The following is an 11,642-nucleotide window of genomic DNA, read 5'->3' on the forward strand; positions in this document are numbered from 1 at the left end:
CGTCTCAGGAGGGGCGGGACGCCTCCGGGGTCTCCAGGTGCACGACGGCGCGGTAGGCCGCCAGCAGGGCGTCCTGGACGACGTCGACCCGCAGGCCGGGAACGAGGTCCTCCGCCGCACCGGCAGTGCTGCTCCGCCACGGCAGTCCCAGGGCCGCGTAGACATCCGTGAGCACGGCGCGCAGCGGAGCGGAGTCCTCGATGACCAGCACGGAGGAGAACAGCCAGGCGCCGGCGACGACGCGCTGTGCGGTCCCCACGAGTTTGGTCGCCGGCACAGCATCCCTCAGGCCGTGGACGCTGAACTCACCCGGGCAGTACTCCCCCGGGATCTCCCCCACTCCGGCGTCCACCCCGACCTCGGCCAGCACCCCGGCGAAGAAGTCGCCGAAGGCGGCGAAGCGGGCGCGCGTCGCGGCGACGGCGTCGGACGCCGGTTCGATGTGGTCCACGACGAGGCACCCCGCGTGGTACGCGGCTGCGCGGCCGCCGGCACGCCGGATCAGCGGCTCGAAGCCGTGGGCCCTCGAGGCGGCAGAGGCCCTGGGGAAGCCGGCGAGGCGGGCGTCCCGCTGCCCGAAGGCGACGGTGGGGCTCGGCCTGTAGACCCGGAGGGTCGGGACGCGCGTGCCGGCGGCGACGTCGCGCAGCAGCTCCAGGCCGCGGTCGAGTTGGCCTGCGGCGTCGCCCGCGGGTGGGTCGACGACGAGCGTCAGCTCTGCCTCACCGCCCCACGGAGTACTCATCGGTCCATCGTAGGCAGTGAAGCCCGGGGCCGTGCACCGCGGCGGGGCGCACCCGGCACTGCGGCATGTCAAGACCCGTCGCCGATGGATTTATCCGTCGGCGTGGTCCACGATGGAGATGTCACCCCGTGGCAGCCACGGTAGAACCGCGGTCCGGTTCAACGAAAGGATTCACCTATGGCAGACATGAGCGGAATGGCCGACAAGGCCAAGGACTATGCAAACGACAACCCGGAGAAGGTGGACCAGGCCAAGGATAAGGCCAAGGACGCGTTCGACGGCAAGGACGGCGATCAGAAGTAACTGATCCTGCCGGCTGAGGCCGGATCACCTGACGGTGGTCCGGCCTCTCCAGTGTCCGGCAGGTTCTGCGTGCGAGGATCGAGCCATGACAGCTGAAGACCCTGCCCCGACTGAAGGCACTGCCCCGACGCTCGCCCGCCTGCGCGAGCGCCAGGACGAGATCGTCCTGGCCCTGACGACGGAGTCCCGGACGGCCAGGCTGGAGGAGTTGAGCCACGAACTCGAGGACGTCCTGCGGCAGATCCAGGACGTGGACCAGACGGGCTGACCCTCCTGCCCGCCCGGGCCGCGGGGAGCCCTACTCCCTGTGCAGCTTGTCCTGGACCGCACCCGCGATCTTCTCCACCCGGTTCGGGACAGGCGTCGTGCCGTAGTAGCGGGCGTCGACCTGCGTCGCGGGAGGCATCGGAGCCGACGTCGTCGGCCCTTCATGGTAGGTGAACTCGCCCAAACCGTCCGGCGTCGGCCCGCTGGCCCACGAGCCTTCCGCAGCTGCGGCTCCGTCGGAGAAATTCTGGTACTGGTAGGACACCGAGCGCTCCTCCTTCTTGATGGGGAAGTTGCTCGGAACCGGCAGGGACTCCAGCCCCTCGTCCTGCAGCTCCCGTGCCGCTGCGATCCACTGGTTCTGGTGCATCGTGTCGCGGGCCAGGAGGAAGGAGAGCAGGTCCCGGACGCCGTGGTCGTCGGTCATGTGGTACAGCCGGGCCACCTGGAGGCGACCCTGCATCTCGGCGTTGGCATTGGCCTGGAAGTCGGCGAGCAGATTGCCGCTGGCGGTGATGAACGATCCCTGCCACGGGTTCCCGTTGCTGTCCACGGGTCGTGCTCCCGCCCCGGCGACGATGGCGTGCTGCACATCCATGCCACCGATCACCGCCGCCACCGTCGGATCCGACTGGATGGCGTCCTCCGTGACACCCAGGGGCGCCTTCTCGAGCAATTGGGCGATCATGATGGCCAGCATCTCGACGTGGCCCATCTCCTCGGCGCCGATCCCGAAGAGCATGTCCCGGTACTTGCCGGGGAGATGGGAGTTCCAGGCCTGGAAGCCGTACTGCATGGCGACGGTGATCTCACCGTACTGACCTCCGAGCACCTCCTGCAGCTTCCTCGCATACACCGCATCGGGCTTGCTGGGCTTCGACGTGAACTGCAGTTCCTGCTTGTGGAAGAACATCGGGCTACCTCCGGATCGAGGGGGCCGGTGGGTGATGACAACGGATCGAGATGATGGTCGGTGCCGGCCCCTACGGGAGAACCTACTGGCCGCCGGAATGGCAAGCAAGCTTAGTTCCTCCTGCCGTTCGCCTCGTCCATCGCGAGCGGCCGCACCCTATACTCCCGGCTCATGTCAGCGCCCACCGTCGAGCCGGCGGCTGCGCTGGTCGAGGCCCGGCCCGCCGTACGGATAGTCCCCGAAGGCCGGGGCGCTGGCGTCGTCGAGCCGGACGAGCTCGTCCGACGAGAGGCTGATCGTCGCCGAGGCCAGGTTGTCCGCCAGTTGCTCCTGGGTCCGGGCCCCGAGGATCACCGATGACACGGCCGGTTGCGCTGCCACCCAGGCGAGGGCGATCTGCGCCGCCGTGACGCCGCGACCCGTCGCGATGTCCGCCACCGTCTCGATGATGCCCCACGTCCGCTCCTCGGCGTTGCGCTTCTCCCAGCCCTCCATGCCGCGCTGGGGATCCTCACCGAGGCGGGTGGCACCGGCAGGCTGCGTGTCGCGCGTGTACTTCCCGGTCAGCCACCCGCCTCCGAGCGGTGACCAGGGCAGCATGCCCATGCCGGCGTCGAGCACCGCCGGGACGATCTCTGCCTCGATCTCGCGCACCAGCAGGGAGTACTGCGGCTGCAGGGTCACCGGGAGCGAGTAGCCGCGGTGCAGCGCCATCTGGTGCGCCTTGGTCAGCTGCCATCCGGTGAAGTTCGAGAAACCGTAGTACCCGATGTCGCCGCGCACCACGGCCTCGTTCAGGAAGCCCAGCGTCTCCTCCAGCGGCGTAGACGGGTCCCAGGAATGTACCTGGTACAGGTCGATGTGGTCCACGCCCAGTCGGGTCAGCGAGGCGTCGAGGGCCTGCCGGAGATGCCGGCGGGAGAGCCCGAGGTCGTTGACGTCGTCGCCCATCGGGAAGCGACCCTTGGAGGCCAGGACCATGCGCCGACGCACCGACGGGTTCCTCGCGAGCCACCGACCGATGATCTCCTCGGACACACCATGGGTGTAGACGTCGGCGGTGTCGATCAGATTGCCACCGGCGTCCGCGTAGTCGGCGAGGATGGCGTGCGACGCCTTCTCGTCCGCCTCGGCCCCGAAGGTCATGGTGCCGAGGGCCAGGTGCGAGACCGAGGTGCCGCTGTTGCCGAGTTTCCGATAGTCCATACGTGCTCCTTCGTCCGGGTGCCGCCGTCTGCTCGGCCTCGTCCTGCTTCGCCTTGTCCTGCTACGGGTCGACCGCTTCGCCTCGTCGGGTCAGTCGGTGACCGTCACGCCCTTCCAGAACGCGTAGCGACCGCGGATGTTCTCCGCCGCTTCCTTCGGTTCCAGGTAGCTCCACGCGGCGTCGCGATTCTGCTCGCCGTCCACCTCGAGGGTGAAGTAGGTCGCCGTGCCCTTCCACGGGCAGACCGTCTGCTGCTCGGTCTGCGTGAAGAACTCCTCCGAGATGGACTCCGACGGGAAGTAGTGGTTCCCCTCCACCATCACGGTCTCGTCCGACTCCGCGATCACCGTGTCGTTCCAGTGTGCTGTTGTCATGATGTCCTCTCCTCGTTGTTCACGGGCGTGCCTGTACCTGCTCCAACTCCCGGGTGCGCCGACCCATTCCGGGGACGTCCCCTCGAGCGGCGGTCAGAGCTTCCGGACCGTCAGGATCTGCTCGAGCCGCCCGAACGGCCCGTCGAGATCGTGGACCACACTGGAGGTGAGTCCCACGCCGCCCTGCCCGAAGGTCACCCGGGTGTCCAGTCCGAGCCACTCCCCACGCGGCATGCGGTGGAGGTGGATCTGGAGATCGACGTTGGGGAACATCCAGCTGTCGCCTCCCGGCGGCACCCTCGACGCGATGCCGTTGGCCGCGTCCATCATGCCGACCAGCCGTACGACGTCGGCCACCGGCCCGGTGTCCAGCATCGGGTAGGGATTGCGGAGCCACACCTGTCCGCGCCCGGGCCGCAGACCGGGAAGAACCCGGACCTCGAGCGATCGGATGTAGCCACCGGGCCAGGCGGTCATGCCCTCGTGCGGCCCCGCCTCCTCGGGACCGGGGATCCGTGGGTCCTCCACCGCGGCGACGGCGGTCGTGTCCTGTGTACTGAGCCTCCATGCCCGGGCCACGATCGCCGTCCGACCGCCAGACTCCATGCGTGCCTCGAGCAGTTCTATGGTCCGCCCGGGGCGCACGACGGCGGTGGTCACCTCGAACTCGCCACCGGGGATCATGCCGAGGATGTCGAAACTCACCCGGCTCAACTGCATCCCCTCGCGCGGCTCGCACTCGAGCAGGCAGTGCGTGAGGAGCCCGGAGATGGGTGCCATGTGCTGCTCGGCAGGATTCCAGGCGCCCTGGGCGTGGACGGTGGATTCGAACCTTCCGCCGCCCAGATCGCGGTAGAAAGAATCAGGCACGGAGAATCTCCTTCGTCGGTGAAGCCGGGGAAAGCCCCATGCTAGTGGAATAGAGTCCGCCGTCCGGGGGTTCTCGCCTGAGAGCAAGCAGCCGTCGTTCGGACGGCACCACCATCTTCGAGGCCGGGCGGCACACTGCCTGCGCCCAGGTACCAGAGAAACCCGAGCGGAATCACCTTGACACAGCGCACCACCTCCCGCGTCTCAGACGCAGCCCCTCCCGTGAAGGCCGACCAGAGGATCACCACCTCGGATGAGCAGGGCAGGCTGCCGGCCCGCGACAAGCTCGTCATCGGGGTGCTGATGGTCTCGGCCTTCGTGGTGATCCTCAACGAGACCATCATGGGCGTCGCGATCCCGAGCCTCGTAAGGGACCTGGGCATCACGGTGGGAGCCGGTCAGTGGCTCACCACCGCGTTCCTGCTCACCATGGCCGTGGTGATCCCCGTGACGGGGTTCCTCCTCCAGCGCTTCGACACCCGGCCCGTGTTCCTCACCGCGATGAGCCTCTTCAGCCTCGGGACGCTGATCGCCGCGCTGGCCCCGGGCTTCGGCGTGCTCGTCGTCGGGCGCGTGGTCCAGGCCGGCGGTACCGCCATCATGATGCCCCTGCTCATGACGACCGTGCTGAATCTCGTCCCGCGGACGTCGCGCGGCAGGATCATGGGCAACATCTCGATCGTCATCTCCGTCGCGCCGGCCCTCGGCCCCACCATCTCCGGTGCTCCCCCCAGCGTGCTCGACTGGCGCTGGATGTTCTGGCTGGTCCTCCCGATCGGGCTCGCCATGCTCGTCATCGGCGCCGTCAAGATGCAGAACGTGACCACGCCGCGCGCCTCCGCCATCGACGTCGTCTCGGTCGTGCTGTCCGCGCTGGCGTTCGGCGGCATCGTGTACGGGCTCAGTCAGCTGGGCGCGGCCTCCGCCGGGAGCAGCCTCCCACCGTGGTTGCCGCTCGCCCTCGGCGTTCTCTTCCTGGGTCTGTTCGTCCTGCGCCAGCTGCGCCTGCAGAGGCGCGACGCCGCCCTGCTGGACCTGCGCGTGTTCAGCTCGGCCAACTTCACCATCTCGATCGTCACGATCGCCATCGCGATGATGGCACTCTTCGGGACGATCATCCTGCTGCCGATCTATGTGCAGAACGTGCTCGGCATGAGCCCGTTCGTGTCGGGTCTGATCCTGCTGCCCGGCGGACTGACCATGGGGCTGCTCGGTCCGGTGGTGGGGCGCATCTACGATCGCCGTGGACCGCGTGTCCTCCTCGTACCGGGCACCCTGCTCGTCAGCGCCGTCTTCTGGTCACTGACGCAGGTGACGGAGACGACGCCGATCCTGCTGGTCCTCGTGGCCCACGTGTTCCTCAGCATCGGGCTGGCCCTGATCTTCACCCCGCTGCTGACCTCGGCCCTCGGCTCCGTGAAGCCCGCGCTCTACTCCCATGGCAGCGCCGTCTTCGGCACGGTGCAGCAGTTGGCCGGCGCGGCCGGCACCGCGCTGTTCATCTCCGTACTGACCATCCAGAGCACCGTCCTGGCCGATGAAGGCACCGGCACCGCAGCGGCGATGGCCGGGGGCGTCCGCGCCGCCTTCCTGTACGGCGCCTTCATCTTCCTGCTGGCGGTCGTGGCATCGTTCTTCATCCGCGCGCCGCAGGAGACCGACGACGAACCTGCCCCGGTCTAGGGACGTGGGACAGGTCCCACCGCGGACCGGCCTATGGTTACTTCATGAGCTCCCGTGAGTGCCCCGAGCCGCAGCAGAAGGGGAACCGGCAGTGATCCAGCGGCTCGCCGTCGTCGTCCCCGTCTTCAACGAACCCGAGGTCGCCCGCACCCTCGATGCGCTCCGCCGGCAGCACGGGAGCGACGGACTGAGCATCTACGTGGTCGACAACGGGTCCACGGACGACACGCTGCAGCGCGTCCACGCTGTCGCGGCGGAGCACCCGGATCTCGATCTCACGGTGCTGAGCGAGCCGCAGAAGGGTACCGGGGCCGCGAGCGACACCGGTTTCCGCGCCGCGATCGCGGACGGTCACGAGCTGGTGGCACGCACCGACGGCGACAGCGAACCGGCCGAGGACTGGGCCGTCCGGATCCGCACCCTGTTCCACGACCACCCCCACATCCAGCTGGCCGGCGGCACGAGCGTCCCGCTGCGCGACAGGTACTACCGCTGGGGCGACGACCTGCTCATGCCGGGGGCGCTGGTGCTGCTGCGGATCATGATGGCGGCCAAGCACGTGGACGCGACCTATCTGCGGTTCGTCGCGGGGCACAACATGGCCGTGCGATCGTCCGCCTATCTCGCGACCGGCGGGATCGCCCGGACCGCCATCGACCAGCGCGACGAGGACATCGACTTCTCCGTGGCGGTAGCGCGCAGGTTCGGCTCCGGTGCGGTACGGATCGACCCGCGCCTCAGGGTCGCGACGTCGATGCGCCGGGTACGCCGCTATGGCCTGGGCATGATGGGGGTCCACCATCTCGTCCCGGCGCTGCGCGGTCGCCTCATCCGCTCGATCGACGTCCGGTAGCGGCTCGGGCTGCAGCGCCCTGCAGCGGCCTGCTGTCGCTGCCCGACCACCGCTCGAGGACCACGCGCGCACGGGCGGCGTCCTGCCCGGACAGCTGCTCCAGGAGGGGCGCGACGACGTCGCCGGCGAGAGCGTCCTCCAGGTACGGGAGCCCGGCCGTGCGGAGGAAGCCCTCGATCCGCGTCAGATCCGTGTGGCGCAGCAACGGCACGGACGACTGCAGCAGGACCACCGCAGCGAGTCGGCGCTCGAAGACCGGCGGTGACCACAGCTCGGACGCGAGGCGGACGACGTCGTCGTGCCCCGGATCCGGGTAGCGGCGCCGGGCGTTCCGAAGTGTGCCGCGGACGGCGCCGACAGATGCACCGTAGTACTCCAGGCCGCCGCCGTGGAGCAGCTCGTGGTCCTCCGCCCGCTCCCAGGAGCTCTCGTACTGCAGGGCTGCGTCGATGAAGGCGGCGACGCTCGGGATGTCCACGTCAGTAGATGAAGATGTCGATCCACGCACGGTTGTGCGCATGGATGAGGACGAGGAACAGCACGAAGTCGAAGAGCAGATGCACGCAGATGATGTAGGAGAGGGACCGGGTCCGCGTGAAGATGAAGGCCTGCAGGAGCGCGAACGGGAAGATGAACAGCGGTGCCCACGCGTGGAAGCCGAGCTCCCAGAGGAAGGACGTGAAGAGGACGGCCTGCAGCACGTTAGCCTGCACCATCGGCAAATGGCGGCGCAGCAGGGCGAACACGGTACAGATGAAGAACAGTTCGTCCCAGATGCCCAGGCCGTTCGTGCCGACGAACAGGCGGGCTATCTCCGCCGGCTCCGACGCCGCCGGCCAGTTCGTGTAGACGCCGGTCCCGAGCATGTAGACCGGTAGCAGCGCGTACCCGATCAGGACGACGACGGGCAGGTACCACTTCTCGGTCCGGCTCCAGGGCTTGCCGGTGCGGAGGGGGAATCTGACGGCGTGGTCCCGGTAGGCGAAGCGGGAGACCGTGTAGGGGACGCCGACGGCGAGGATCATGGCCGCTCCCATGATGCCCATGTGGTCGACGCCGATATCGGTGCTGATGGGTACCAGACTCATCACCGTGAGCCCGAAGGCGATCAGGAGCAGATCGCGGAAGAACGCCATCGAGACGGCGGCGGCGATACCCAGCGCCACCACGAGGATCCCGTACCCGGGCACCAGCTGGTCCAGCACCAGCAGCAGGAAACCGGCAAGGGACACCAGGGCGGCGGGCAGCAGCTCGGGTGAAAGGGTGGTCCACGAGCCGGGCTTCCAGGCCTCCGCTGCGGCGTCGCTCCCCCGGACGCCGCCGGCGGCGACTGGGCGAGGTTGCTGCTTCACGTGATCACGCCTCTCCGGTGGTCCGCGCCAGTCCTGGTGCTGCCACGCTACCCGTTGTGGCCCGTCGGTCGGTCGACGTGTCACAGGGACGTCGGGTGCGGCACTGACGGCACCGGCTGCCCTCCTCGGCTTCGTGCTGTACGGAGCGAAGGTGGGCAGCCGGGCCGCGAAGGATGCCCAGCCCGAAGGCTGAGGATCAGTTCAGCGTCGCGGTATCGATCACGAAGCGGTACCGGACGTCGGAGGCCATCACGCGCTCGTAGGCCTCGTTGATCTTGTCGGCGGAGATCACCTCGACCTCCGAGCCCAGGTGGTGCTCCGCGCAGAAGTCCAGCATCTCCTGGGTCTCCCGGATGCCGCCGATCAGGGATCCGGCGAAGGAGCGCCGCCCGCCGATGAGGGCGAAGGCATTGACCGGCAGCGGATCGGCCGGCGCGCCGACGCTGACCAGTGCGCCGTCCAGGGTCAGCAGGCCCAGGTAATCGCTGATCGGGATCGAGGCGCTGACGGTGTTGATGATCAGGTCGAAGGTCCCGGCGAGATCGCTGAACGTGTTCTCGTCGCTCGTCGCGTAGTAGTGCTTCGCGCCCAGGCGCAGCCCGTCCTCCTGCTTCTTCAGGGACTGGGAGAGCACCGTGACCTCGGAGCCCATCGCGGCGGCCAGCTTGACGGCCATGTGGCCGAGCCCGCCGAGTCCGACGACGGCCACCTTCTTGCCCGGTCCTGCACCCCAGTGCTTCAGCGGCGAGAACGTGGTGATCCCGGCACACAGGAGGGGCGCGGCGACGTCGAGCTCGATGCCTTCGGGGATGCCGAGCACGAAGTCCTGGGTGACGACCACCTGGGTGGAGTAGCCGCCCTGGGTGATGCTGCCGTCGCGGTCCTCGGCACCGTACGTTCCGGTGTTGCCCTTGAGGCAGTACTGCTCCTCGCCTGCCTTACAGTTCTTGCACTCGCCGCAGGAGTTGACCATGCAGCCCACGCCGACGCGGTCGCCGACGGCGTACTTGCTGACGTTCGAGCCGACCTCGGCGACGAGGCCGGCGATCTCGTGTCCGGGCGTCAGCGGATAGGACTGGGGTCCCCATTCGCCGCGGACGGTGTGGATGTCGGAGTGGCAGATGCCGGCGAACTTGATGTCGATCAGGACGTCGTCGGGTCCGACGTCGCGTCGTTCGACGGTGGTCGGGATGAGGTCTGCTCCGGCGGAGGGTGCCGCGTAGGCGTTGACGGTCGTAGGCATGGATGACTCCTGCGGTTGGGGTGGGGAACGATGGCTCCACTGGTGGAGCGTCGGTGGGCAGCCTCGTATTCCTCGTTCTTGCTCTGACTCCGCGTCCGGTGCCCGGGTCGCCCTGGGATGAGGGCTGCGGCGCTCGGCCGGCGAGGACCGGGAGCAGCGGGTGGTGAGGGCACTCGCTGTAGGTATCGGAGTCGCGACGTGCTGTGGATAACCTGTTTCGCGAACCTCGAAATGTCAGTGTTGCACGCGAAAATAGATCATGGACAGCAGCCGGGAAGCACCGCAGGAGAAAGTCGCCGCACGCCGTGACTCAACCTCCCGCGACGCCCTCCCCACCGACGTCCGGAACCTGATCTCCGACGTGGCGTCCCTCCGTCTCGGAAGCGACAGCGCCCAGCTGATCGACCAGATCCGGAGACTCGAGGACCTCACCTCCGCGATCGCGGGGATGCAGGCCCGCGCCGCCGTCGCGTTCGATCTCGCCCAGCGTCGTGAACAGGCGGCCGCGGGTGTACCCGCGGTGAAGCAGGGCCAGGGTGTCGCCGCGCAAATTGCGCTGGCCCGCCGGCAGTCCCCTTCCCGCGGCAGCCGACTGCTCGGCCTGGCCCGGGCGCTCGTCATCGAGATGCCCCATACCCTTGAGGCGCTGGAGACCGGGCAGCTCAACGAATGGCGTGCCACCCTGCTGGTCCGGGAGACCGCATGCCTGAGCGCTGCGGACCGCTGCGCCGTCGACGACGAACTCGCCGCCGACACGGGGACGTTCAGCGGGGCCGGCGACCGTGCCGTCGTCAGTGCAGCCCGCACCGCCTCCTACCGCCGGGATCCCCGATCGGTGACGGACCGGGCACGGCATGCGGCCGGCGAGCGCCACGTCAGTCTGCGGCCCGCTCCCGACACCATGGCCTACCTGACCGCACTGCTACCGGTCGCCGAAGCGGTGGCGGTCTATGCCGAGCTGACCCGGCACACCGATTCGCTCCGCGCTCAGGGCGATCCGCGCGGCCGCGGGCAGCTCATGGCCGACACCCTGGTGGAACGGACTACGGGTGTTCCGGGAGGCGTGTCGAGCGTGGAGATCCAGCTCGTCATGACCGACCGCACGCTGTTCCAGGGCGACAGCGAACCGGCCAGACTGAGCGGGTACGGCGTGGTGCCGGCCGAGTGGGCCAGGACCCTGGTGGCGTCCGGTGATGGTGGGCGGGGAGAGGACCTCCAGGTCTTCCTCCGGCGCCTGTACACCGCCCCCGGACGCGGAGATCTCCTCGGCATCGACTCCTGGGCGCGCCTCTTCACGCATGCCCAGCGCCGCTTTCTCAAGGCCCGGGATGACTCCTGCAGAACGCCGTACTGCGATGCGCCGATCCGGCACCACGACCACGTGGTTCCCTGGAACGACGGCGGATCGACGAGTCTCCCGAACGGCGCCGGTCTCTGCGAGGCCTGCAACCACACCAAGGAACTTGCCGGGTGGAGATCCTCGGCCCGTTCCGGCCCGAGACACACCATCGATGTCCGAACTCCAACCGGCCACACGTACAGATCGCTGGCGCCCCCGCTCCCCGGCAGTGTTCAGGCCAACGGCAGTGTTCAGGCCGACGTCGCCAGTGCGCGTCTCGACGGGCTGGATTCTTTCGACGGCCGGCCGCCCGAGGTTGAGCACCATAGTGAGCGTGGGACAGCAGTGCTCACTATGTCCGGCAGCAGCTGAACCAGGCATCGCTGCCGGCGTCCTGCTTGTCGGCACGACCAACAGGGCACGGGCAGCGTCGCGTCGGGCGGCAGCCGGGCACCGGGCGGCGCGCTGGCGCGAGCAGCTCACCTGCCGGCCT

General features: G+C 68.7%; 13 protein-coding genes. 5 read left to right on the forward strand and 8 right to left on the reverse strand.

The window, feature by feature from the left end; all coding sequences use genetic code 11:
* Positions 1–4: 4 nt before the first annotated feature.
* Complete coding sequence (locus Q0747_RS06335; RefSeq protein WP_298252716.1) at positions 5–745, reverse strand: lipoyl protein ligase domain-containing protein; 741 nt, start codon at positions 743–745, stop codon at positions 5–7.
* Positions 746–922: 177 nt separating this feature from the next.
* Here Q0747_RS06335 and Q0747_RS06340 point away from each other — a divergent pair, with 177 nt between their 5' ends.
* Both Q0747_RS06340 and Q0747_RS06345 read left to right on the forward strand, forming a co-directional pair.
* On the forward strand, positions 923–1,048 hold the full coding sequence (locus Q0747_RS06340; RefSeq protein WP_262364391.1) for a hypothetical protein: 126 nt from the start codon (positions 923–925) through the stop codon (positions 1,046–1,048).
* An 85-nt stretch (positions 1,049–1,133) separates the two neighbouring features.
* Complete coding sequence (locus Q0747_RS06345) at positions 1,134–1,316, forward strand: hypothetical protein (protein WP_298252719.1); 183 nt, start codon at positions 1,134–1,136, stop codon at positions 1,314–1,316.
* A gap of 30 nt (positions 1,317–1,346) precedes the next feature.
* On the opposite strand, the gene Q0747_RS06350 is transcribed toward Q0747_RS06345, so the two are convergent.
* The 4 genes from Q0747_RS06350 to Q0747_RS06365 form a co-directional block, all read right to left on the reverse strand.
* Positions 1,347–2,228: a manganese catalase family protein gene (locus Q0747_RS06350; protein ID WP_298252721.1), complete on the reverse strand. Its 882-nt coding sequence runs from the start codon at positions 2,226–2,228 to the stop codon at positions 1,347–1,349.
* Positions 2,229–2,402: 174 nt separating this feature from the next.
* Positions 2,403–3,434, reverse strand: coding sequence for an aldo/keto reductase (locus tag Q0747_RS06355; protein ID WP_298252722.1), 1,032 nt, complete (start codon positions 3,432–3,434; stop codon positions 2,403–2,405).
* Positions 3,435–3,524: 90 nt separating this feature from the next.
* Positions 3,525–3,809, reverse strand: coding sequence for a DUF427 domain-containing protein (locus Q0747_RS06360; RefSeq protein ID WP_298252724.1), 285 nt, complete (start codon positions 3,807–3,809; stop codon positions 3,525–3,527).
* A gap of 93 nt (positions 3,810–3,902) precedes the next feature.
* Positions 3,903–4,679 carry a thioesterase family protein gene (locus tag Q0747_RS06365; protein WP_298252726.1) on the reverse strand — a complete coding sequence of 259 codons (777 nt, stop codon included), beginning with the start codon at positions 4,677–4,679 and terminating at the stop codon, positions 3,903–3,905.
* A gap of 240 nt (positions 4,680–4,919) precedes the next feature.
* Here Q0747_RS06365 and Q0747_RS06370 point away from each other — a divergent pair, with 240 nt between their 5' ends.
* Entirely contained in the window at positions 4,920–6,362 is a 1,443-nt protein-coding gene (locus tag Q0747_RS06370) for an MDR family MFS transporter (protein ID WP_298253057.1), read from the forward strand.
* 91 nt (positions 6,363–6,453) lie between these two features.
* On the forward strand, positions 6,454–7,215 hold the full coding sequence (locus tag Q0747_RS06375; protein ID WP_298252728.1) for a glycosyltransferase family 2 protein: 762 nt from the start codon (positions 6,454–6,456) through the stop codon (positions 7,213–7,215).
* On the opposite strand, the gene Q0747_RS06380 is transcribed toward Q0747_RS06375, so the two are convergent.
* From Q0747_RS06380 to Q0747_RS06390, 3 genes are all read right to left on the reverse strand, one after another.
* On the reverse strand, positions 7,190–7,693 hold the full coding sequence (locus Q0747_RS06380) for a DNA alkylation repair protein (RefSeq protein WP_298252731.1): 504 nt from the start codon (positions 7,691–7,693) through the stop codon (positions 7,190–7,192). The two genes, Q0747_RS06375 and Q0747_RS06380, sit on opposite strands and share 26 nt — an antisense overlap.
* Position 7,694: 1 nt before the next feature.
* Positions 7,695–8,465: a CPBP family intramembrane glutamic endopeptidase gene (locus tag Q0747_RS06385; protein WP_298253059.1), complete on the reverse strand. Its 771-nt coding sequence runs from the start codon at positions 8,463–8,465 to the stop codon at positions 7,695–7,697.
* A gap of 298 nt (positions 8,466–8,763) precedes the next feature.
* The gene (locus Q0747_RS06390) at positions 8,764–9,810 is read right to left on the reverse strand and encodes an NAD(P)-dependent alcohol dehydrogenase (RefSeq protein WP_298252732.1); all 1,047 of its coding nucleotides are present in this window, start codon (positions 9,808–9,810) and stop codon (positions 8,764–8,766) included.
* Between the two features lie 259 nt (positions 9,811–10,069).
* On the opposite strand from Q0747_RS06390, the gene Q0747_RS06395 reads away from it, so the two are divergent.
* Positions 10,070–11,521: an HNH endonuclease signature motif containing protein gene (locus tag Q0747_RS06395; RefSeq protein WP_298252733.1), complete on the forward strand. Its 1,452-nt coding sequence runs from the start codon at positions 10,070–10,072 to the stop codon at positions 11,519–11,521.
* The last annotated feature ends 121 nt before the right edge of the window (positions 11,522–11,642 follow it).

The sequence above is a fragment of the uncultured Arthrobacter sp. genome, from assembly GCF_947493765.1.
Classification (GTDB): Bacteria; Actinomycetota; Actinomycetes; order Actinomycetales; family Micrococcaceae; genus Arthrobacter_D.

Bases quoted from the DNA above. Each gene is read 5' to 3' on its own strand.
- Q0747_RS06390 (WP_298252732.1), bottom strand. From the start codon at position 9,810: ATGCCTACGACCGTCAACGCCTACGCGGCACCCTCCGCCGGAGCAGAC.
- Q0747_RS06360 (WP_298252724.1), bottom strand. From the start codon at position 3,809: ATGACAACAGCACACTGGAACGACACGGTGATCGCGGAGTCGGACGAG.
- Q0747_RS06340 (WP_262364391.1), top strand. From the start codon at position 923: ATGGCAGACATGAGCGGAATGGCCGACAAGGCCAAGGACTATGCAAAC.
- Q0747_RS06355 (WP_298252722.1), bottom strand. From the start codon at position 3,434: ATGGACTATCGGAAACTCGGCAACAGCGGCACCTCGGTCTCGCACCTG.
- Q0747_RS06345 (WP_298252719.1), top strand. From the start codon at position 1,134: ATGACAGCTGAAGACCCTGCCCCGACTGAAGGCACTGCCCCGACGCTC.
- Q0747_RS06335 (WP_298252716.1), bottom strand. From the start codon at position 745: ATGAGTACTCCGTGGGGCGGTGAGGCAGAGCTGACGCTCGTCGTCGAC.
- Q0747_RS06350 (WP_298252721.1), bottom strand. From the start codon at position 2,228: ATGTTCTTCCACAAGCAGGAACTGCAGTTCACGTCGAAGCCCAGCAAG.
- Q0747_RS06395 (WP_298252733.1), top strand. From the start codon at position 10,070: ATGGACAGCAGCCGGGAAGCACCGCAGGAGAAAGTCGCCGCACGCCGT.